This window comes from Lactobacillus delbrueckii subsp. bulgaricus (assembly GCF_046938665.1).
Taxonomy (GTDB): domain Bacteria; phylum Bacillota; class Bacilli; order Lactobacillales; family Lactobacillaceae; genus Lactobacillus; species Lactobacillus delbrueckii_C.
In genome coordinates this window covers 1-23,632 of sequence record NZ_JBKZCD010000002.1, presented here as the reverse complement: position 1 = coordinate 23,632, position 23,632 = coordinate 1, and the positions used below count along the sequence as shown (strand labels likewise).

15 protein-coding genes, 1 tRNA gene and 1 pseudogene are annotated in these 23,632 nt (G+C 50.9%); all 17 read left to right on the top strand.

Going from position 1 to position 23,632, the window contains the following annotated elements:
* Positions 1–99 precede the first annotated feature (99 nt).
* Positions 100–633, top strand: coding sequence for an ATP-dependent protease subunit HslV (gene hslV / locus ACLUXO_RS01530; protein WP_003618695.1), 534 nt, complete (start codon positions 100–102; stop codon positions 631–633).
* A 2-nt stretch (positions 634–635) separates the two neighbouring features.
* On the top strand, positions 636–2,030 hold the full coding sequence (gene hslU, locus ACLUXO_RS01525) for an ATP-dependent protease ATPase subunit HslU (protein ID WP_412136044.1): 1,395 nt from the start codon (positions 636–638) through the stop codon (positions 2,028–2,030).
* A gap of 86 nt (positions 2,031–2,116) precedes the next feature.
* A complete protein-coding gene (locus tag ACLUXO_RS01520; protein ID WP_412136043.1) occupies positions 2,117–3,013 on the top strand; it encodes an aldose 1-epimerase family protein in 897 nt (298 codons plus the stop codon).
* 183 nt (positions 3,014–3,196) lie between these two features.
* Entirely contained in the window at positions 3,197–4,558 is a 1,362-nt protein-coding gene (locus ACLUXO_RS01515) for a Rib/alpha-like domain-containing protein (RefSeq protein WP_412136042.1), read from the top strand.
* A 147-nt stretch (positions 4,559–4,705) separates the two neighbouring features.
* On the top strand, positions 4,706–5,440 hold the full coding sequence (locus ACLUXO_RS01510; RefSeq protein ID WP_412136041.1) for a hypothetical protein: 735 nt from the start codon (positions 4,706–4,708) through the stop codon (positions 5,438–5,440).
* 127 nt (positions 5,441–5,567) lie between these two features.
* Positions 5,568–5,639: transfer RNA gene (locus ACLUXO_RS01505), tRNA-Gln, on the top strand.
* 180 nt (positions 5,640–5,819) lie between these two features.
* On the top strand, positions 5,820–7,130 hold the full coding sequence (gene lysA / locus ACLUXO_RS01500; protein ID WP_412136040.1) for a diaminopimelate decarboxylase: 1,311 nt from the start codon (positions 5,820–5,822) through the stop codon (positions 7,128–7,130).
* Between the two features lie 181 nt (positions 7,131–7,311).
* Entirely contained in the window at positions 7,312–8,496 is a 1,185-nt protein-coding gene (locus ACLUXO_RS01495) for an aminotransferase class I/II-fold pyridoxal phosphate-dependent enzyme (protein ID WP_412136039.1), read from the top strand.
* A gap of 242 nt (positions 8,497–8,738) precedes the next feature.
* Positions 8,739–9,950, top strand: a complete 1,212-nt coding sequence (secY2, locus tag ACLUXO_RS01490; RefSeq protein ID WP_412136038.1) for an accessory Sec system protein translocase subunit SecY2 — start codon at positions 8,739–8,741, stop codon at positions 9,948–9,950.
* Positions 9,951–9,968: 18 nt separating this feature from the next.
* Entirely contained in the window at positions 9,969–11,534 is a 1,566-nt protein-coding gene (asp1, locus tag ACLUXO_RS01485; RefSeq protein WP_412136037.1) for an accessory Sec system protein Asp1, read from the top strand.
* Positions 11,534–13,087, top strand: a complete 1,554-nt coding sequence (asp2, locus tag ACLUXO_RS01480; protein ID WP_412136036.1) for an accessory Sec system protein Asp2 — start codon at positions 11,534–11,536, stop codon at positions 13,085–13,087. The genes asp1 and asp2 overlap by 1 nt, the downstream gene beginning before the upstream one ends.
* A gap of 2 nt (positions 13,088–13,089) precedes the next feature.
* Positions 13,090–13,707 (top strand): accessory Sec system protein Asp3, encoded by a 618-nt coding sequence (gene asp3, locus ACLUXO_RS01475; RefSeq protein ID WP_412136035.1) that lies wholly within the window; start codon positions 13,090–13,092, stop codon positions 13,705–13,707.
* Between the two features lie 4 nt (positions 13,708–13,711).
* Complete coding sequence (secA2, locus tag ACLUXO_RS01470; RefSeq protein WP_412136034.1) at positions 13,712–16,099, top strand: accessory Sec system translocase SecA2; 2,388 nt, start codon at positions 13,712–13,714, stop codon at positions 16,097–16,099.
* Positions 16,092–16,298, top strand: coding sequence for a hypothetical protein (locus ACLUXO_RS01465; protein WP_412136033.1), 207 nt, complete (start codon positions 16,092–16,094; stop codon positions 16,296–16,298). The genes secA2 and ACLUXO_RS01465 overlap by 8 nt, the downstream gene beginning before the upstream one ends.
* A 9-nt stretch (positions 16,299–16,307) precedes the next feature.
* On the top strand, positions 16,308–17,813 hold the full coding sequence (gene gtfA / locus ACLUXO_RS01460) for an accessory Sec system glycosyltransferase GtfA (protein WP_412136032.1): 1,506 nt from the start codon (positions 16,308–16,310) through the stop codon (positions 17,811–17,813).
* Entirely contained in the window at positions 17,806–19,149 is a 1,344-nt protein-coding gene (gtfB, locus tag ACLUXO_RS01455; protein WP_412136031.1) for an accessory Sec system glycosylation chaperone GtfB, read from the top strand. Before gtfA ends, gtfB begins: the two co-directional genes overlap by 8 nt.
* 322 nt (positions 19,150–19,471) lie before the next feature.
* Positions 19,472–23,632, top strand: a pseudogene (locus ACLUXO_RS01450) (hypothetical protein); the annotation flags it as partial.

Below are 23,632 nucleotides of genomic sequence, written 5' to 3'. Positions count from 1 at the left end.
TTATTATGAAAATGGTTGGAAAGCGGCAATCATTTCCGCTTTTTAGCAAGATTTTTAAATAACGCGAGCAATAGAAAAGCAAACAAACGGAGGAAGAAAATGACAACGATTTGTTCAGTAAAATACAATGGCCAGACGGCGATTGCCGGCGACGGCCAGGTGACCCTGGGCAAGAGCATCATCGCCAAGACCACGGCCAAGAAGATCCGCCGCATTTACCACGACCAAGTGGTGATCGGCTTTGCCGGCGGGGTGGCGGATGCCGTCAGCCTGCAGGAAATGCTAGAAGGAAAGCTGGAAAGCTACAGCGGCGACTTGCGCCGGGCAGCCGTGGAAATGGCCCAGTCCTGGCGGAAAGACCCGGCCTTGCAGAAATTGGAAGCCATGGTCATTGCTTTTAACGACCAGGACTTGCTCTTGATTTCCGGCAACGGGGAAGTGCTTGAACCAGACGAAAGCGTGGTGGCCATCGGCTCAGGCGGCTACTATGCCCAGGCAGCAGCCGTGGGGATGCTCCGGCATGCCAGCGGGATGACGGCCAGTGAAATCGCCAAGGAAGCAGTCAACATCGCTGCGGACATCGATGTCTTTACCGACCACGAGATTGTTACGGATGAAATCGAGGAAAAATAGGGATGAGAGAGAAAACGCCAAAGCAGATCGTTGAACTGCTGGACAAGTACATCGTCGGGCAGAATGAGGCCAAGAAGTCCGTGGCTATCGCCCTGTACAACCGCTACCGCCGGGCCCAGCTGCCAGAAGACGTGCAAAAGGACATTACGCCGAAGAACATTTTGATGGCCGGGCCAACCGGGGTCGGGAAGACGGAAATCGCCCGCCGCCTGGCGGACATCGTCGACGCGCCTTTTGTCAAGGTTGAAGCTACCAAGTTTACTGAAGTCGGCTACGTGGGCCGGGATGTTGAATCCATGGTCCGGGACCTGGCCAATGAAGCTGTCCGGATTGTGGAAAAAGAAGAATTTGCCAAGGTTGAAGGCCAGGCCATCCGCCAGGCCAATAAGACCCTGGTCCGCCTGCTGGTGCCGGGCGTAAAGAGAAACAACCGGCAAAACCAGATGCAGCAGATGCAGGAAATGATGCAGAGCTTGCTGGCTGGCGGCGGGATGCCGGAGGAAACAGAAGAAGTTACTGACGAGATCAGAAACCAAAGACTCAGCGTGGCTGAAAAGCTGGACCGGGGGCTTTTGGAAAACGAAGAAGTCACCATCGAAGTTGAACAAGCGCCAAAGGCCAACCCAATGGGCGACATGATGGGGCAGATGGGGATGGACATGTCCAGCATGCTGGGCGACATGCTTCCTAAGAAGAAAGTCAAGCGGACCCTGCCAGTCGGCCAGGCCAGAAAGCTTTTGGTCCAAGAAGAAGAAAAGAAGCTGGTCAACTATGACGACATCTACCAGAAGGCCATGGACCGGGCCGGGCAGAGCGGGATCATCTTCATCGACGAAATCGACAAGATTACCGCGGCTGACAAGCGCAACTCCGCTGGCGTCTCAAGAGAAGGGGTGCAAAGAGACATCCTGCCGATCGTTGAAGGCTCAACTGTCAGCACCAAGTACGGTCCTCTTTCAACTGACCACATCCTCTTTATCGCGGCCGGGGCTTTTGCCGAAAGCAAGCCAAGCGACCTGATTCCGGAACTGCAGGGCCGGTTCCCGATCAGAGTTGAGCTGGACGCCTTGACCAAGGATGACTTTGTCAGAATCTTGAAAGACCCGCAAAACTCCCTCTTGAAGCAGTACATTGCCTTGCTGAAGGCTGACGGGGTTGACCTGGTCTTCACGGCTGAAGCGGTCGACAAGATCGCTGAAATCGCCTTTGAAGTCAACCAGGGGACGGACAATATCGGTGCCCGCCGCTTGGCTACGATCTTGGAGAAGCTGCTGGAAGAAGTTCTCTATGAAGGGCCGGACATGGAAATGGGGCAGATCACCATTACCCAGGCCTATGTCGAACAGAAATTGAGTGATATCGTCAAGAACAAGGACCTGACCAAGTTCATCCTGTAAAGGGGAAGATTTTTGGCAAATTGTTCCTGAATTAGTGTAAAAATGCGATTGAGTTTAGCAAAAATAAGAGGATTAAGGGGCAAATAATGGATTATACTATCGAAAACGAGATTCTGAAGGTTACGGTATCAAGCCGCGGGGCAGAGCTGCAGAGCGTCATTGGCAAGCACATCGGCAATGAATACATTTGGCAGGCTGACCCAGAAGTCTGGGGCCGGCATGCTCCGGTCTTGTTCCCGATCGTGGGCAAGCTGAAGAATGATGAATACAGCTACCAGGGCAAGACCTACCACATGGGCCAGCACGGCTTTGCCCGCGACATGGAATTTGCCCTGGAAGAGCAGACTAAGGAAAAGCTGACCTTCCTTTTGACGGACACGGAAGAAACCAGAGCGGTCTACCCCTTCAAGTTTGAATTTCGGGTCAGCTATGAGCTTTTGAACAACATGATCAAGGAAAGCTTCCACGTCACTAACAAGGGCGAGGGGGACATGATCTTCGGCGTCGGCGGCCATCCCGGCTTTGCCCTGCCTGTTGAAGACGGGGTCAAGAAGGATGACTTCTACCTGCAGGTCAACCCGGCTAAGCCCCGGGTGCAGGTGCCGCTGGAAGACGGCCTGCTCAACTGGGAAAAGCGGTCCCTGGCCCCAACTGAATCCTTGATCACGATCACTGATGATCTCTTTAAGGATGATGCCATGGTGCTGGTGATGCGGCACCCGGACAACAAGTTCTCCATTAAGACGGAAACCAGCCGCTTCCACATCAATGTCAGAACTGATTCAGCTCCTTACGTGGGCATCTGGTCCCAGTACCCAAAGACCGCTGATTACGTCTGCATCGAACCATGGTGGGGGATTGCTGACCTTACTGACACTGACGGGGACCTGGAAGATAAGCAGGGGATGAACCGGCTGGCAAGCGGGGAAGACTTTGAAGCCAGCTTCCGCATGTCCTTCCACAGCAAGGTTCAGAGCGAATAAGAGTTAGGAAGTAAAGATCATTTTTTGCATGAGCTGCCAGATTCTGGCAGCTTTTTTTATGGAAAAAAGCTGGTCAAATATTTTGAAAGCGGGCACAAAAATAAAACGATTTGGACTATAATTAACTTATAAAGTATGTGCTTGCAAAAAAAGTGTTTGAATTGTGTTTTGGAGGAATAAAAAATGAAGAAGCTATATAGCGTCCTAACGGCCGCTGCCCTTATGCCCCTTTGTCTTTTAACGGGCCAGGTCAGCCAGGCCAGCCAGGCAGATGAATATAATCCAGTGGTTAGAAACTTTCAGGTACGGGAAGGCGAATACCGGATTGCCCGGGAACTGGTCAAAAATGCCAAGCATCTGCCAGCAAACACGGTGTATGAATTCGTGCCCGAGCCCAATTTTGCCAAGGCGGGGACCTATAAGACCCGGATCCGCCTGCTTTATCCGGACAATTCAATGGAGACCAGCCGGGAAGTAACCGTCAGCGTTTATGACCATGCCTGGCAGGCCAAGAAAACGGTGAAAAAGCACAAAAAGGCTAAGAAGAGCCGCAAGAAGGCCAAGAAGCGCGTCTCAGACGCCAAGCGCTATCAGGCCAAGGTGAAAGGGAAGAGCACGGCTTTTGGCCAGGCCTTCAAGTCCAAGCGCCTGGTCAGCAACCGGGCAAAACTGCCGAAGAAGACCAGTTTCCGCTTTGCCCGAGTGCCAAACTTCAAGCGGGCCGGGAGCTACTACACGGCCGTTTTGGTCACCTACCCAGACAAGAGCCAGGAATACACCCGGCAGGTTAAAGTGACGGTCAAGCGGCAGAAAGACAAGAGCAAGTACCAGGCTAAGGTCAAGGGCAAGACCGTCGCTTATGGGGCGAAATTAACAGCCAAGTCCTTAATTAAAAACGCTAAGGCCCTGCCAAAGAAGAGCAAGTACCAGCTCTCGCAAAAGATCAACACCAAGCAGGCCGGGACTTACCTGCTTGCTGTCAAAGTAACTTACCCGGATAAGAGCTGGGAAGTGACGCCATTTGTAAAAGTCAAAGTCAAGCGGCAGACTGACAAGGCCCGCTACCAGGTCAAGGTTCGCCCAGGCCAGGTGACCTTAGGGCAGAAGCTGTCCCCAAGCCAGCTGGTCACTAACCTCTCCAGCCTGCCGAAGAAGAGCAAGTTTGCCTTTACTGCCCAGCCAAATTGGCAAAAGGCCGGCAGCTACCGGACCAAGATCCAGGTGACCTACCCCGACAAGAGCAAGGAGACCAGCGCCTTTTTGACGGTAACTGTCAAAGATCCCGCTGACTCATCCCGCTACACCCCAGTCCTGTTAGCCGCTAAGACCGAAGCAGGCAAGACAATCGCGGCTTCCAGCCTGATTGCCAACTTCGCCTCCCTGCCGGCAGGCAGCCAGGCTAGCTACCTGACGGCGCCAGACTTTGCCAAGGCCGGCAGCTACAAGACCCAGATTAAGGTCATTTACCCGGATAAGTCGACCTGGACCAGTTCAGAATTCATGATTGAGGTTGCCCCGGGAGCAGAAAGCACGCAGAGCAACTGAGTTTATTAACATCATTCTTTAAATCAAGACCAAATTAGGTCTTGATTTTTTGTTTTTTAATCTGTATTTTTCACAAACTTTTGCTATAATAGCTGTTGGTAAGCGGTTACAAGTCCGATAAATTAAGTCAACATGGGGAAATAGCCAATGAGAAAAATCAAGTGTGAGCTTTGCGGGCAAAGAGATTTATTAAAAGAAGGCAACCGTTTTGTCTGCCAGACCTGTGGGGCAGCCTATTCAGCTGACCAGTTGCGCCGGCAATTTGACCTTGCCGGCCGGGCGGAGATTTATGCTGAAGCCAAGCAGGCCTACCGGGCTAAGCGCTTCAAGCAGGCCAGGCAGCTGTATCTGGCCTTAGCAGAAGAAGGGGACCAGCAGGCGGCCTTTTATGCCAGCCTATCTGGCAGCCAGCTCGACCCGGCGGCAGACTTTGCCCCCCTTTTGAGTCAGCTGCGGGCAGCTTTAGCGGCCAGCCGGAAAAAAGGCGGGGAAGGCTACTTTGCTTTTGCCAGCCGGGCCCTGGGTGAAGTGATCATTTTTGCCCTGGCAGTGGAAGAAGAATGTGAAGAAGACTTTCAAAAGCAGGCTCAGCGCCTGGAACTCAGCTCCCGGCAGACCCTGGAGAAGGCCCACCAGAAGATGCAGAAAGAAGCCGGCCGGGCCTGGCTCTTGATGAGCCAGGCAGCCCACCTCTGCGTAGGGGAGAGCGATGACTTAGCCGCTGCCAGTCCCTATTTCTGGGAGCTGGTCGATGCGATTATCGATGACTTGAGCATCAACCAGAAGCGGGGAACGATTGCCTTGGGCAGCGTGCAAGAAGAACGGGCTTATTTTGAAGGCTTGAAGGCTGAGAAAAAGGCCAAAAAGCTGGTTAATGGTTAACTTTTTAAAGTGAATCTTGGCTAAAGCAAATTTTTTGTAAAAAAAGGCTTGCCAAGAGTTAAAAAGTTAAGTATGATATTACTTGGTCGGGGGATGCGAGGAGCCGTCCCTTGGTTGAATTGAAGATTGCGTTATAGCCAAGTGGTAAGGCAACGGTTTTTGGTACCGTCATGCGCTGGTTCGAATCCAGCTAACGCAATTGAGAAGAAGACGCCCAGCGGGGCGTCTTTTTTGTTTTTTATTGCTTCTTTTCTCCAATTGCTTCTCTTTCATCTAATCTTAGCCTGACCATGCACTTGCCTTGACCAGGCAGGTGGAGAAGGCTAAACTAATTAGTTAAGTTGATTAAATTTTTTAGAAAAAAAGCTGAGGTAAAAGCGTGAACAGATTAATTAAAAGAAGCGATGTCAATCAAGCCGGCCACCTGCAGATTGCCGGGGTAGATGCCCTGGAATTGGCGGCCAAGTACCAGACCCCCCTGCAGGTTTTTGACGTGGGGAAAATCCGCCAGGCAATCCGGGCCTTTAAGCGGGTCTTTGAAGAAGAAGGGGTAGACTATGAAGTCAGCTATGCTTCAAAGGCCTTTTCCTGCCTGGCCATCTACCAGGTCATCAATGAAGAAGGCGGCCACACCGACGTCGTCTCCGGCGGGGAACTCTGGACGGCCATGAAGGCGGGCTTTCCTATGGACAAGGTGAGCTTCCACGGCAACAACAAGAGCCGGGCAGAACTGGAAATGGCTGTTGACCAGGGAGTCGGGGTCATTATTTTAGACAACTTCCATGAAATTGACCTGCTCAGCCAGATTTTGGAAGAAAAAGACGCAAGCAGCAAGGTCATGCTCCGGGTTACCCCCGGCATCAGCGCCCACACCAACGAATATATCCAGACCGGCCAGGTAGACTCCAAGTTTGGCTTTGACATGGAAAGCGGCCAGGCTGACCGGGCTCTGGAACTGGTCCTGGCCAATCCGCGGATGAAGATGGCGGGCATTCACGCCCACATCGGTTCGCAGATTTTTGACGTCCGGGGCTTCGTGGGCTGCGCAGACAAGCTCTGCCAGCTGGCTAGTGCCTGGAAAGAGAAATACGGCTATGAAACGGACATCTTGAATGTGGGGGGAGGCTTCGGCATCCACTATACTGACCAGGATCAGCCGCTTCCGGCTGAAGAATTCGTCCGGGCCATTGTTAAAGAAGTCAAAAGCAAGTGCCAGGAAAACAATTTGAAACTGCCGGCCATCTGGATTGAACCAGGCCGGTCGATCGTCGGCCCTGCGGGCTTTAGCCTCTACACGGTCGGATCAAGAAAGGACCTGCCGGGTTATCCAAGCTATGTCGCCGTTGACGGGGGGATGGGGGACAATATCCGCCCAGCTCTTTACCAGGCAAAATATTCAGCCGTTGTTGCTGACCGCCCTCAGGCAGAAGATGAAGAAAAGGTCAACCTGGTCGGTAAGTACTGCGAAAGCGGGGACATCTTGATCAAATCTTGTCCTTTGCCAAAAACCGAACCAGGTGACGTAGTTGCTCTCTTAAGTACCGGCGCCTATGGCTATTCCATGGCCTCAAACTACAACCGCAATCCGCGTCCGGCCGTGGTTTTCGCTGAAGACGGGATTGACCAGCTGGTGATCAAGCGGGAAAGCTATGACGATTTGATTGCCAACGACTTAAAATATCAAAAATAATCCTGGGCCATTTTTAACAAAATAAACTTTTGTCTGGTATAGAATTAAGAAAATTATTTTTCATTTGAGAAAAAATGGACAAAGTTAGCTATATTTACCGCTTTCCTTAACAAACTATGCTAAAATAGGCTTAAATGTTAAGTTGCTGTTCTTTTTGATTTGAATGAAGAGGTTTTTTCCAATGCCAAAATTAGCGCAAGATTTACTGCCGATTATCAACCACAAGCTCGACGCCGTGGTTCCTTCAGATATCCGCCGTTTTGACAAGTATGTTTCCCAGTTCGATGATGTTGTCAAGCTGACCCTGGGTGAACCGGACTTAAATACCCCGGAACACATCAAGCAGGCAGCCATCAGGGACATTGAAAACAATGACAGCCACTATGGCCCGCAGTCAGGCAAGCCGGAACTACTTAAGGCCATCAGCAAGTACGTTAAGGGCTTGACCGGGGTTGACTATGACCCGGCAAGTGAAATCACCGTTACGGTTGGGGCAACCGAAGCCTTGAACTGCAGCTTGTCCGCCCTGTTAAACGCCGGCGACAAGGTGATCGTGCCCACTCCAGTCTGGTCCATGTACATGCAGCTGGTCTGCTTGACTGGGGCTACTCCAGTTGAAGTCGACACTTCCGACACCGGCTTTATTTTGACCCCGGAAAAGCTGGAAGAAGTCATTGAACGGGAAGGCAAGGGGGTTAAGGCTGTTATGCTGAACGACCCGACCAACCCGACCGGGGTGACCTACCCTAAGGAAGTTATCGAAGGCCTGGCTGAAGTCATCAAGAAGCACCACATGTATGCCATCAGCGATGAAATCTACTCAGAACTGATCTACGGGGATGCCAAGCACTACTCTTTGGCGACTTACATTCCAGACAGAACCATCTTTATTTCCGGTCTGTCCAAGTCCCACGCCATGACTGGCTGGCGGCTGGGCTATATCTGCGGGCCAGCTGAAATCATGGCCAGCGTCCGCAAGATGAACGACTTCATGATCACGGTCGTGACCAACAACGTGCAAGCTGCGGCCATTGAAGCCTTGACCAACGGCCTGGATGACCCGAAGGAATTCAAGGACATCTACCAGCGCCGGGTCAACTTCATGGAAAAGGGCTTGAAGAAGCTGGGCTTTGACATGGCTTTGCCGCGCGGGGCCTTCTACATCTTTGCCAAGATCCCGGAAAAGTACCAGGGTGATGATGTCGGCTTTGCCAAGGCCCTGGCCAAGGAGGCCAGAGTCGGCGTGATCCCGGGCAGCTACTTCGGGGCTGGCGGGGCCGGCTATGTCCGCATGTCCTACGCTTCCAGCGATGAAGTCTTAAAAGAGGCTCTCAAGCGGATTACCAAGTTTGTGGAAGCAGAATAATAAATTTTATTAAATGTAAATTATGAAAGTACGACGGCCTTGATGGTAGCCGTGCTTTTTGTTTTTCCTGGCAAAAAGAGACGGAAATTACCATAAGTGCGGGTGCTATGTTATTATTTAAATAGTAAGCGATGCCGTTTTTTTGCAGGAAAATGAAAAAAATAAAGCTTATTTTTGTATAGGCTAATGCAAATATAATTCCGGAGACAAGTCGCTAAATTTAGTGAAATGCAGTGATAACTATGGGTAAGAAGGCCTCTTTAAAAGATTTGGGAATAAGCACGATTCTGGTTAAGGCATGGTGGTCCATGCTTTATTTGGGGATCTTTGTTTTTGGCAAGCATATTCCCCTGCCTTTTGCCAAGCTGCAGACCGGCCAGGTCAATCCGCTCCTGGTCGCGACCGGCGGTGACAGCAGCCAGGCCAGCCTCTTTTCCTTAGGGATCAGTCCCTGGATGTCAGCCATGATCATCATTGGGATGCTGGCCCAGCTCCGCCTGCCGATGATGTCCAAAATGACAGAGCGGAAGATGGATCTTGGCCAAAAGGCCCTGACCTTTTTCTTGACTGTGATTCAAGCGGCCGTCATGCTGCGGGAGTTCCAGCTGATTGATAATGGCTTTGGCAGCCGCCTGGCCGCCGGACTTTTCCTCATGGCGGGCAGCTTTCTTTTGATCTGGCTGAGCGTGGAAAATGATAAAAACGGCCTGGGTGGAATCAGCTTGATTTTGATGGCCAACATGTTCTTTACATTAATGAAGTCTTTTGCCAATGGCCTCATCCCGGGTCTCAGCGCCCAAAGCGCCAATATTGTCCGGGCCCTGGCTCTTTTTGTCATCCTTCTTTTAGGGGCGGTGACGGTCATCTTGACCAATGCCGAGCGCCGGGTGCCGGTAACCAAGCTCTTGATCAGCGCTGAATTTGGCTCAGAATCCTACCTGCCGATCAGAATCCTGCCAGCCGGCTCCATGCCGGCCATGTTTGCCACGACCATGTTTGTCCTGCCAAAATACATCTTGCAGTTTTTCTACAATCTGTCGAACTGGAAATTTTTTAAAGTGCTGGCTAATGCCTTTGACTTAAGCCAGGTCAGCGGCCTTATTCTTTACTGCCTGATCCTGGTGGGGCTGACCTATGGCTTTTCATATATCTCGATTGACCCGGTCCAGCAGGCTGACGACATGCAGAAGTCAGGGGACTATATCCCGGGCTGCCGGCCGGGCAAGGAGACGGAAAGATACCTCCGCCACTTGATCAATGTTTTTTCCTTCGTCAGTTCGATCTATTTCGTGCTCTTTACCGGTCTGCCGCTGGGCTTGACCTTGCTTGACGCCAAGCTGTCCAGCCTGGTCATGCTGCCCAACTACGTCATCATCTTAGCCGGCTTTGGGGCCGCGATCGCCGAGCAGATTGAAGTCCTGCAGATCCGGGCCCAATACCGGGGCCTGCTTTAGCAGAAAGGGGACAAAAGGATGTATTATTTCGTGCCAGCTTGGTACAGACGGGACCGGACCTGGCTCAGCTACGGGCAGATCTGGTTTTTAAACAGCGGTCTCATTCACTTTGACTTTGACGACAGCATCAACCAGATCCGGATGTTCAAAGATGAAGGGCAGCCAGTCAAAATCCTGACTTTGGGCTACCTGCCCAGCATTGGCAACTTCCTTTTCCGGCACAATATCCTAGACGCGGAAAGCGATAATATTTTTGACCTGATGCAGGGGATCCCGGCCGACCAGGTGGTCAGAAATGTCAACTACCTGGACTTCAACTGGCCCAAGGACTGCAGCTTTGTTTACAATTCCTTCAACATCCTGGTCTACCGGGAAGATGAACTCTATGCCCGGATCCGGATGGGGATCACTGGCAACTTGATCCAGATTGAATTCGTCCGGGAAGGCTACAAGTACCGGACTATGTTCTTTGACTGGCGGGGCTTTCTGTCCAGCATCCTCAACTACGACAATGAAGGCCGTTTTGAAAGCCGGGTCTTTTTGAACCCGGAAGGCGAGGAAGTCTTCCGCAACAACAAGGACGACTCCGTGACCATTTTTGCCGCGGCCCAGGACCGCTTTAAGAAGAGCCACTATGACACGATTACGGATATGATCAGCGAGTACCTGGACAAGTATTTCGCCCAGAATCTAAAGCCTGACGACTCCTTTATCATTGCCGCCAGCCGCCGGCATGACCAGTTCCTTTTGGAAAAATTGAAAAACTACAAGACGGCGATTTCATATTATGGTCACCGGACCCGCTTTGATGACCCCCACGTTTTTGAAACAGCCAAAATGGCCAGCATGGTCATCGCTGATTCCGACTATACGGTCAACTTGATGAAGGAAAACGGAGTTGAGCACGTGGTCCAGCTGCCTCCCCTTGATACGGACCTGACCATGGGGGAAAGCGACCGGGAAAAGCTCTTAAAGGTCATGTTCATGACGGGCGGCTTGTCTGAAGAAGTGATCAAGCTGGCCCTTAAAGAGCTTTTTGACCTGATGGAGGAGAACAAGCTGGTTGAAATCAACTTTGCCGACTATGCCGGCTTTGACCAGTTCGGTATCCTGGACCGTCTGATCAAGGATGAAATGGCCAAAAGAGACTGTAAGTACCGCTACTGCTTTTTAAGAGCCAACCAGTCCCTGCCTAAGGAATTAGAGACAGAGGACGAAGATGAGGAAAACCGGGTCCGGCGGATCAATTATGTCACCATCCACTCTGATACGGACTTGATCAAGATTCTCAAGCCCATGCGCTTGATCGTTGACCTGTCGGCCAGACCGGAAATTTTTCTCCAGGTGGTTGGCATCAGCACCGGCATCCCCCAGATCAACCTGGTGGAGTCCGACTATGTCGATGATGGCAAAAACGGCCTCCGGATCGGGTCGGTTTCCGACCTCGGCGGGGCCCTGCACTACTACTTGGACGGGCTCAGCAACTGGAACCGGGCCAAGATGTATTCAGTAGGCAAGATCAGCAGCTATACGGCAGCCAGGATCGTGAAAGAACTCTCAGACGCGGTAGGAAGGAAGGGCTAATGGACTATTTTTTGCTTTATGGGGTAAAAGAATACCTGCCGCCTGTCCCAGACCGGGAAAACGCCAAATGGTTCCGGGCAGGTTACGGGGAAATGGATGACTTGATCAAGGAACTTAAAGCAGACAAGAAGCTGGGCTTTCGCGGCTTTCAAGGGGCCTGGCTGATTGACTTGCCAGAAGACGGGGACATCCCGGCCCTGGCCAAAAATTTAGATGCTTACACGATCATGGTTGACGATGATTTGGAAGAGGAAGAACTGACTGAAAAAGCCGCCTTCTTTTTCAAATCCAAGCAGGTCCGCTTTGTCCATTTTGAAAGCAACAACCAGACCTTTGACTGGATGGAAAGCCGGCTTTTTGGCGGCCAGGTCGGCAGCAAGCTGGACGTCTCCAGCATGGAAGTCAACCCCTTATTCAAGGGCAGAGTAGAGTTTAACGGCTTTGAAAACGTCCGCCTCAGCGGGAATTTCGGCGATGAATTCTGGCCGGTGATTAACTGGCGGTGGGGGATGTACTGCGACAAGGACCGGACCCTGGAATTGTGGCCCCAGTTCTTCAAGGATGCCAGCGTGGACATCCGCCTGGCCGTTTATGAAAACAATCCCGGTATCGCTGACAATGTCCGCCGCCGGGTCCTCTTTACAGAAGCCGATATGAAGAAGTGGCTCCTGTTTGAAGGAACCAACCCCGGCTCAATTTTAAATGTCAGTTTAGAAGCCAGGGGGGAAGGGAACCTGACCATGGGCAACATTCACTACCGCTGGTCCAGGCGCGGCCTGGGGGCCTTTATCGCGGGCGGAGAAGACCTGGTCGACAGCAAGCGTGATCCCTTGATTACCTACTTTAATCCTGGTGACCTCAAGCCGCCTTTGAACATTTACTTTTCCGGCTACCGGACAGCGGAAGGCTTTGAAGGCTTTTACATGATGCGGTCCATGAAGGCGCCCTTTATGCTGATCGGCGATCCCCGCCTGGAAGGCGGAGCCTTTTACCTGGGAAGCCAGGAATTGCAGGAGAAGCTTGTGGCCAGAATCCAGGAAAAACTGGACTGGCTGGGCTTTGACCGCCAGCAGGTAACTATGTCTGGCCTGTCGATGGGGACCTTTGGGGCTCTTTACTATGGGGCAAAGCTGCAGCCAGGGGCGATCGTGGTCGGCAAGCCTTTGGCCAGCCTGGGCAAGATGGCCCAGATGGAAAGGGACTACCGCTATGGGATTTTCCCGACGGCTTTAGACGTGTTAAACGCTGCTTCCCCAGATGACAACTGGCGGGGAGACTTTGATGAAAGGGCCCAGGCCTTGGATGACATGTTCTGGTCCACCTTTGACAAGGCAGATTTTTCTAAGACCACCCTGGCCATTGCTTATATGGAAGATGATGACTATGACCCTCATGCCTACCGGGATATCCTGCGCAGCTTCAGCTGCAGGAAGCAGGAAAGCAAGATCATTGCCAAGGGCTTTCCCGGCCACCACAATGACGCGACCGGCCCCTTGGTCAAATGGTTCAGAACCCAGTACGGGGCGATTTTGAAGGATGAATTCGGGCGATAGAGATGCAGAGCATTTATTGGAATGAAAATTGCAGTCCCTTCTGGCGGGGAATTTCCGGCCGGGACCAGCAGAAATACCGGAGCGGCTTTGCTTATACCGGCAGCACCGTTAAAGCGACTGGCCACGCTTATATGTATGGCTCTAAGATCATCCGCCGGGCCAGAGACGACGTCTTCTTTTATAACGGGGCCCTGCCGGCGGGCTCGGTCATCTACAAGTGGGACATGGTTTACAGTTACAGCACTGCCCACGCCATTCCGTCATTGCCGCTTTTGATCAATGGCCGCAAGTACCTCTTTCGCCTTTTAGCCGAAGCTGACCAGGAAGACGGCTTTTACCTGCGCCTGGTGGCTTTTGACCGGGAGGACCACATGGTCAAGCTGCAGATCATTCATGGCCAGGAGGGGATTTTCGAATTTCCAAAAGAGGCCAACTATTACACCATCGAACTGGTCGGGGCAGGCTGCCACCAGCTGGTCTTCCACCGGATCGACGTGGAAGAAGTCACTGACGAGACGGATATCAGCCAGATCGACTGGGAAAAATTGCATGAAGAAAATGAGCACCGGCGGCTTTTGGCAGCCCAGGTAGTCGACCGGTACTTGCGCAGAAGGGAGTAAGGCCATGGCCGCGATTGGAAGTCCGTTTTCAGCGGATTACTGGGACCTGAGGAAAATCCGCCAGCTCTTAAAGAAGGTCAACCGGCTCAAAGAGCCGATGCGGCAATTGACTGATGACCAGCTCAAGGGCAAGACTGCGGAATTTAAAAAGCGCCTTAAAGCCGGGGCCAGCTTGGACAGCTTGATGGTTGAAGCCTACGCTGTCGTCCGGGAAGCTGACCGGCGGGTATTGGGAATGTTTCCCCATGACAGCCAGGTGATGGGGGCAATTGGCCTCAACTATGGCAATATCGTGGAAATGAAGACCGGGGAAGGCAAGACCCTGGTCGCCACCATGCCTTTATACCTCAATGCCCTAAGCGGGGAAGGGGCAATTCTGGTGACGACCAACGAGTACCTGGCCAACCGGGACGGGGAAGAAATGTCCCAGGTCTACCGCTGGCTGGGCCTCACTTATGCCACCGGCTTCAGCCTGGAAGGCGAGAAGCTGAAGGTCAAGCAGAAAAAGAAGATTTATAATTCAGACATCGTCTATTCAACTAGCGGGGCTCTGGGCTTTGACTACCTTTTGGACAATATGGCCCAGGAAAAAGACGAAAAGTACATGCGGCCTTTCAACTACTGCATCGTTGACGAAGCTGACTCGGTTTTACTGGACATGGCCATTACTCCTTTAGTGATTGCCGGCCTGCCTAAGGTTAAGTCCAACTATATCGGGGTGGCTGACGAGTTTATCTACTTTTTGGCAGAAGAAGACTACGAATTCAACGAAGAGCACAACAATGTCTGGCTGACTGAAGCCGGGGTCAAGAAGGCGGAAGACTTTTTCAGCCTGCCCAATCTCTATGACGGCCAGCACACGGAATTGGTCCGCTGCATCAACCTGGCCTTAAAGGCCCACTGCCTCTTTGAAAAAGAAGAATCCTACGTGGTCGGCGCAGACGGCGGGGTTGACCTTTTGGACAAGGAGAACGGCCGCATCCTGGAAGGGATGAAACTGCAGGCTGGCCAGCACCAGGCGATTGAAATGAAGGAACAGCTGGATTTATCAGATGACCAGCAGGCTATGGCCTCGATTACCTATCAGAGCTTGTTCAGAATGTTCAAGAAACTGTCTGGCATGACCGGGACTGGTTATTCTGCCCGGGATGAATTTTTTAAGATCTACGGGACCAAGGTGGTCCGGATCCCGACCAACCGGCCGGTTATCCGCAAGGACCTACCTGACCGGATCTACCCGGACCTGCCGAGCAAGCTCTTAGCCTCTTTGGAAGAAGTCAAGCGCCTGCATGCCCTGGGCCGGCCGGTCTTGATCATCACTGAATCCATTGCCGTTTCAGAAATTTATTCAGAACTTTTATTAAGAGAGCAGATCCCCCACAATGTTTTGAATGCCAAAAATGCCGCCAAGGAAGCCACCATCGTTAAAGAAGGCGGCCAGGTCGGGGCTGTTACGGTGGCCACCACCATGGCTGGCCGGGGGACTGACATCAAGCTGGGGCCTGGGGTGGCCGAACTGGGCGGCTTGGCCGTTTTGGGGGTAGCCAAGATGAGCTCAAGGAGAATTGACGACCAGCTGCGCGGCCGGGCCGGCCGGCAGGGAGATCCGGGGAGCAGCGAATTTTTCGTTTCCCTGGAAGATGACGTAGTCATCAAGTACGGCCCCCTCTGGCTGGATCGCTACCGGCAAAAGTACCATTCAGAAGACTTGAACTTGACCCAGGTTCACGAGCTGAAAAACTGGCGGATCAGGGATGCCCTCAATTCCGCCCAGATCAGAAGCGACGAAAGCGACTATGATGTCAGAAAGCAGCAACTGTCCATGGGGGCCAGCGACGAAATCCAGCGTGAGCAAGTCTATAGCACCAGGGACCAGATTATTTTTTCCTCCGGGCTCAACTACGACCTGGAGGGCTGGATGAAGCAGCTTTTTAGCGATTTTGTCCGCCGGCACCCGCATCTGGAGAAAAGAGACCTCCGCCGCTTTATCTTGGATAATCTCTCTTATGGCTTTGACGATGACTTCGGTCAGCTGGATTTGAATAATTCAAAGGCAGTTGTAGCTTATTTGCTGGCTGTGGCTGAAAAAGAGCTGAAGCGCAAAGAAGAGTATTTCAGTGATGAAGCCGAGAAAAAGCGCTTCTACAATCTGGCAGCTTTAAAGGCCATCGATGTCTGCTGGATCAAGCAGGTTGACAATCTGCAGCAATTGCGGCAGATGGTGGCCATGCGGACTTCGGCGCAAAGGGACCCGATGAATGAGTACCACCACGCCGCCTTAAGCTCGTACAAGAAGATGTGCCAGGAAATCAAGCGGCTGACCATCCGCAATGTATTGATGAGCAGCATCACAATTGACAAGTTCGGAAAAAAGGATGTTTACTATGTCTGAGATTGATAAGCAGGAAAGGCAAAGAAGTGCTGAGCAAAAGGACCTCTTGACGGCTCACATGAACAACCAGCTCAAAGGGGCCCGGAACCAGTACGTCAAGCCCACCAAGCCGAAAAAGACCATCTACCGCGCTTTCGGCCTGGTGATTACGGCAGCGATTATCATCAGTATTTTGCTGGCGATTTTTAAAATGATCTAGGTAATTAGCATGACAGTTTACAGCATCAACAAGGGAATCGGCTGGGCCTCCAGCGGGGTTGAATATGCCCAGGCCTACCGGGGCCAGGTCTTCCGCAAATTGGGAGTGAAGGCCAAGTTTATCTTTACCGACTGGATCGGCTATGAAAATATTGCCCACTTGACCCGGAATCTGGGCTTCAAGGACCGGGAAATCATCTGGCTGTACACCTTTTTCACTGACTTTGAAGTCCGGGCAGGTAGCTTTACATTAGACGACCTGGAAAAGGTCCTGCCGCCAATTCTGGAGCGCAAGCCCTTGAACAAGGCGGTCCGCTATATTTTTGCCAATGACTTTTGGGCAACGGCCTATTTGAAGGATTTGAGCTCGGGCATCGTTGACCGGGTTGAATACGTGTCCGGGGCTAATCTGGTCAGAAAGGACTATTACAGCTACGGCCGCTACTGCAGCGAGTTTTATGCTCCGGAAAGCAACCGGGCCAAGCTTTACCAGCGCCGTTTTTACAATGAAGACGGGACGGCCGTTTATGATGAAATCATTGATGGTGACCAGGAAATCTTCAAGTTCAAAGATGATATCTTGTACTCCAAACATGAGCTTTTGATCAAGATGCTGCGGGAACTGAATTTTTCCAAAAAAGACATCATTTTGATCGACCGGGCTGAAGACCAGGGCCAGGAAATTCTGGAAAACCGGGGCAAGGCCCGGGTGGGGACGATCGTCCACGCTGACCACTTCAGTGAAGCCGAGACCAATGACGCCACCATCCTTTGGAACAATTACTATGAGTATGAGTTCGAGCATGCTGACCAGATCGACTTTTACGTAACGGCGACTGACCTGCAAAAAGAGCTGATGGAAGAGCAGTTCTTAAAGTATAAGGGCAAAAAGCCTAAGATCTACGCGATTCCAGTGGGCAGCTTGAAAGAGCTGAAGAAGCCGGACTTTGCCTCCCGCCAGCCTTTCAGTCTGGTGACGGCATCTCGACTGGCCAGCGAAAAGCATCTGGACTGGGCCATCCGGGCCGTGGCCAAAGCCAAGAAGGCCTTGCCGGAACTCAGCTTGGATATTTACGGGTCAGGTTCAGAGCGGACCATGCTGGAAGAAGTGATCAAGGAAGTGGGAGCTGAGGACTATGTCCATTTAAAGGGCCACCAGCAAATGGATGATATTTACCAGCACTACCAAGCTTATTTGACCTGCTCAACCAGCGAAGGATTTGGTCTCACCTTGATGGAAGCAGTGGGGTCAGGCCTGGCTATGGTTGGTTTTGACGTCCGCTACGGCAACCCGACCTTTATTGCTGACGGGGAAAACGGCCTGCTTTTGTCATATGACCGGCTGGCAACCGTGCCAGAGCATGTCAACGAAATGTCCCGGGCGATTGTCAAGCTTTTCTCTTCAGATTTGCGAGCCATGTTTGAGAAGTCCTATGAGATTGCCAGCAAGTACAGGGACAAGCAGGTTGCCAAATTATGGAAAAAGGCCATAGAAAGTGAGCTGCACCGTGATTAATCTTTTCTTTGACTACAATCAAAAAAGCCAGGACCTGGAAAGGTCGCTTAAACTGGCTGGCTATCAGCAGCCGAGCGTGGTGATTCAAGACAATGGCTTTTTGCCAGAGGGCGTCGAATCACCCCTTAAGTATTTTTTGGGCTTGGCTGGATCTGAATTTACAGGCCGTCCCCGCTACTTTAACGAAATTGACCTGCCGGAACTTTGGGAAATCAAGGCGGACTCACAAGCTGGGGAAGTCCTGGATCATGGGCAAAAGCGGGCCGATATCCGCTACTGGAAAAACAACCGCCGCCGGCAGGTCAGCCAGGTTGAATGGCTGGATAATTCCGGCCAGATCCGGGTGATTGACCACTACAACCAGTGGGGCTGGAAGTACGCGGTAACCATCTGCGATAAAAGCGGCCGGCAGGCCATGACCAGCTATTTTGCCTCTAACGGCCAGGAAGTTTTGATTCAGAACCATTTGACCGGGGATTACACCTACAATCTGCCGGATGGGGGGATTTACAACTTCAAGAACATCAACCAGCTAACGGCCTATTATCTGGAAGAAGCAGATTTTGACTTGGATGAAGTTATCTTTAATTCTCTGGGCAACTGCCTCTTCACCTTGATCCAGTTAAAGAAGAAGCCGTCCCGCAACCTCCTTTTCTGGCAGGAAATCAGCCAAGGGACTGTGCCGGAGAACATGCTTTACCTTCTGGAAGACAACTTGCCGGGCGGCCGGGTGATTGTCCAAGACAGGTCCGAGTATGAAAAAATTACCGGCCAGCTGGACCGGCAGCTGGCTGAGAAGGTCAACTACCTGGGGACGGTTTACCCGTTCAAGCGGGAAAACCAGGCCGGAAAACGGGCCTTGATCTTGACCAATTCCGACCAGATCGAGTGTCTCAAGCAGCTGGTTGAGGGCCAGCCGGACTGGCATTTTGACATTGCCGCCGTGACGGAAATGTCCGGCCGGCTGATGAATTTTGGTCGTTACGAGAACGTGGCCCTCTATCCGGTGGCCAGAAACAAGGATGTTGCGCGCCTGCTGGAAGAAGACGACCTCTATTTGGACATCAACTATGCTAACGAAATTTTGCAGGCCGGCAGGCAGGCTTTTGAAAACCGGCTTTTGCTTTTGGCCTTCAGAGATACCCTGCATTCACCGGAATACGTGGCAGCGGAGAATATTTTCGCGGCCAGGGATGCGGCAGGGATGATTGCCGCGATTAAAGATTTAGCAGATCCTAAAGAATATGCCCGCCTGCTTAGCTTGCAAGAAGACCATGCCGGGTCAGAAACGGCTGAGCATTTCCGGGAAATTTTGGCAAAGAGCCTGCAAGAATAATGTTTTAAGTCCGCTGAAAAAGCGGGCTTTTTTGATAGCGCTAAAGCACTTGAAATAATAGCGTTTTTGTAAACATCTTTTACTTGTTGCCCTAGTGGACGTGTTATAATTAAAGAATAAAAGGCCATTTTTAACTTTTTGGCCGAATTGACGGCTTTACAGCAATCTGGCTGGATGCCGGAAGAATTTTTCCAGCGTTTTTCAAACGATCGGGCGGGAAAAATAACACTTTAAACATAACTAAGCGTACATAATTCGCTTATGATTTACCTACAAAGTTATAAGCAACTATTTAAACGCGAGCGTTGGGAGTTGATGAAAGATGTCGAAGTCCAAGAAAGATAAACAAGAAAAGAGAATGGTTCACTTCTCGGCAAAGGCCAAGGAAGCCATCAAGAAAGAGGAGAAGGACAGCAAGCGCAAGCTGAATAAGGAAAACGCGGTCAATGCCAATACTCGCGCGGCGTTAAAGGGGATCACTGCTTTAGGAGCCTTTGCCGGCGGGACAGCTGCTGCCAATGCCTTGATTGACAACAAGGCCTTTGGGATCACATCGCAAGTTGAGGCGGCTGTTGACGCGACCAAGGATACGGCTAACTTGAACTCTGTTGAAGTGAGCTCTAATGAGAACGTTAACGAGTCCTCTCAGTCAGATACTTGGAGCCAAAGCCAGAGCCAGTCCAAGCAACTGTCATACGCTGAATCTAGCACTGCCAGCCAAGCCCAGACTGAATCACAGACTGATTCTCAGACTGAATCTCAGACGACTTCCCAGACTGAGTCACAAACTGAGTCCCAGACGACTTCCCAGACTGAGTCACAAACTGAATCTCAGACAAGTTCTCAATCTGAATCAGCCAGTGAATCAGAAAGCCTGTCTGTAAAAGACAGCCAGGAGCAAAGCGGCAGCGTCAGTGAAAGCCAGTCAAACAGCGAAAGTAAGTCAGAAACCGCATCGGAATCTAAGACAGAGTCTGAGTCAGAGTCAGAAGCAGAATCAGAAAAGACCTCAGAATCAAAATTAGAAGCTAAGTCATCATCTGAAACGCAAGCTGAGTCAAAGAGCGAAGGCAGCCAAAGCGAAAGCCAGATAGCCAAGGCTAAGATCAACCTTTTTGCTGCTCCAGCAAGCCAATCAAACACAACTAGCATTAGTCTGTCAGAAAGCCAGGATAGCCAGCAGACCAGTACGGAGGCTTCAGCTTCCCAGTCTGTTTCTGAAAGCTTAGAGCAGCAAGCTTCTATTGACCAGTCTCAGTCAGTCAGCGCCTCAGAAGAAGCGAGTCTGTCAGCTTCAGCCAGTGAGTCAGCCGCGGTTGTTGAATATAACAGCAACTTGCAGGTCGCCCAGGCAGAAGCAAGCAAGACCCAGTTGCAGACACTATCGACAACCAAGTACTTTGGCAATAGCGTTGACAGCGGCAAGTACCAGGATCAAAACAACAACACAAACGCTAATATCATTTACGGGAATTACGGCTACTCTTACTACACAGGTGGCTACAGCGGCACGGGCACCAACATGAGTCAGACTACGGTCGGCTTTGATGCCCAGACCGGGAAGACCACTTACTTGATTGAGGTTAACCCGGCAGGTACTGCTGAGGGCACGCAAACTGTAACGATTTCCGGCTTAAATGACGGTGCTTCTGTCAAGGTTTACAAAACGACAGCCAGCTACTTGAGCACGCAAGACGTTGACACGGTCATCGACCAACTGGATGACCAGGATAACTTCAGCCAAGTAAGCGTGGATGCTAATGCTTCAAATGGTCAGACCAGCTTTAGCGTTGACACTGACAGAACGTATTACCGTTGGGTTTTTCCTTACACTGATCCGGGTTATTACTCATACGTCGCAGTCGTTGAGAACGCGACGGAGCTTACAACGGCCGGTGAAGTAACGACGACTGTGCAGCAAGGTTACCAGACTGCCGGGATAAAGACGACTTTTGATGCTAGCCAGTATCAAGCTGACAGTGAGTCTATGTCAACGGAGGCATCGGGCTCAATTAAAGAGAGCTTGTCGACTTCCGTGTCAGAGCATGAGTCTCAGTCTAAGTCAGTCAGCGCGGTTGCTTCTGAGAGCGAATCTTTGAGCAAGAGCCTGTCTGAAAGCGAAAGTCAAGCAATTAGCCAGTCAGAATCAAGCAGCATCTCAAAAAGCGAAGCAGACAGCTTGTCTGTTTCAGCCAGCTTGAGTACTTCTGCTTCAGAAAGTGAACTGGCGGAAAAAGATCCTGAAGCCAGCTTAAGCCTGCAGGACAGGGATGCATCACTTTTGGCAAGCAAGGAAGACGCGGAAGATGCTTCAGAAAGCGCCAGCGCGTCAACTAGCACCAGCTTGTCAGAATCAGCAGATGCGTCACAGTCAGCTAGCGCGGCAGTATCTTTGTCTAAAGAAGAAGCCAGCGAATCAGAAAGAGTTTCAGCAAGCACTTCCGCGGTTGCGTCCGCATCAGCTTCTGTTTCAGAATCACTCTCACAATCAGCCAGAGAATCTGAAAGCACCAGCAGATCGAGAGCAGAAAACTACTCATTGAGCGTTGCTGACTCCATGAGCACTTTAGCCAGCCAGACGGCAGCCAATAAGGGATTCTTGCTGTACGAAATTAAGAATACGACTCTCGACAGCGGCTTCTACAGCGCGAAAACTCTGTCAGACCTTAAAGGGTACATGAACTTGTCAACTGGGGTTATTACCTGGGAAGTAACTTACCAGCCAAAAGTTCAGTCGGGAGAAGACGCATACTTTGGTTTCTTCGTAAACAGCATGTCCGGCTTGGAAAAAGCTGACAACATTACTGTTTACTCAGTTGCTACTGGCGCGGTAGTTGCAGCATACAGCTCAAGCAGCGGTAACAACACTCTTTACAACGTTAACAATACGTTTAAGAAGAATGACCAGGGCGGCAAAAAAGCGCTGGGCTTTAACGTTAACAGTTCGCAAGTCGACGAAAGCAAATTCTATGGTCGTTACTACGGGGATGCTTATACGACTAGCAATAAGATTGATACGTCAAGTGGCGTGGTAGTTACTTTCACTACTAAGATCCCAACTGACAATTTGAGCGACTTTGCGTCAATTGTTAACAACGTTCTCGTTGAAGTTCAAGCAGACGAAAGTACAACTTCATCTGTTGTTCACGCTACTGGTGCTGAACAAAACTCTGGGCAACATAACCTGGGTGCCATCATGGCGGGTTACAAGAACTCATACGTTAAGGAGGGGTTTGACAATTCCAACAGTGAAGCCCAGTCTCAATCAGTCAGCCGGTCAACATCAGAATCACAAAGCCAGTCAGAAGAAGCTGAACGTAGTAAGTCAGTTTCAACTAAGCAAAGTGAAGAAGACAGCCGCAGTAACAGCCGGTCCAAATCATTGGACGAAAGCTCATCAGAATCTGCTTCTAGAAGTGACTCAGCATCAAAGTCTGCTGAAGAATCTGCTTCAATCAGCGAATCTAAGAGCACGAGCAGATCACTTTCCAGAAGCGAATCCCGTTCCAAGCGTGACTCAGTTTCCAACTCTATTTCAGAGAGCAAGTCCTTGTCGACTTCATTGAGTGATTCTATCTCCAACTCAGAATCTGTCAGCGCGAGTGAATCAGCAAGCAAGAGCGAATCTGTCAGCGCTAGTGAATCAGCAAGCTTGAGCAAGAGTGCATACGAATCGACTAGCAGCTCACAATCAGAAAGCCAGTCAAGAAGTCTTGCTTCAGAATCTGACAGTCCAAAGGCAGAGAGCGACTCAATTTCAGCATCACAAAGCTTAAGTCAGCATATTTTGGAAAGCGAAAGTGCGTCTAAGAGTGCTTCTGAGGCTAGTGAATCAGCATTCAAGTCACTTAGTGAATCTAAGTCGACTAGCTTGAGCGAAGCGGTTTCTACCTCTCAAAAATTAAGTGAATCTGTATCTGCTTCAAAGAGTGCGAGTGAATCAGAATCGGCTTCTCTCAGCCAAAGCCGGGCTACCTCAGTTAGCCAAAGCAAGTCAGCTAGTCAGAGCGTTTCAGCTTCTAAGTCAGCTAGCTTGAGTGAATCTGCAAGCCAGTCGAGAAGCAAGTCTGAATCAATCAGCACCAGCAGATCCGTCAGTGCTTCTGTCAGCCAGTCTAAGAGCAAGTCTGAATCTGAATCAGCAAGTACGTCACTGAGTGAAGAAGTTTCTAAGGTTAAGTCTGAATACGAGTCTGACTCGACTAAGATTTCTGAACGTTTAAGTACGATTGAATCAGCCAGCTTGTCAACTGCAATTTCTAAGAGCACGATCAGCAGCAAAGAAGCTTCTGAAAAGCTCTCAGAAATGGAAAGCCAATCAACTTCATTCTCTGAAAAGGTAAGTAAGTCGATTAGTGACTCTAAGAGTCAGAGTGAATCTGCAAGCAAGTCTGCTTCAGAATCGAAGTCATTGAGCGAATCTGCCTCAAAGAGCTTAAGTGAGTCTGAATCGACTAGCAAGGCAGCATCAGAGAGTGTGAGT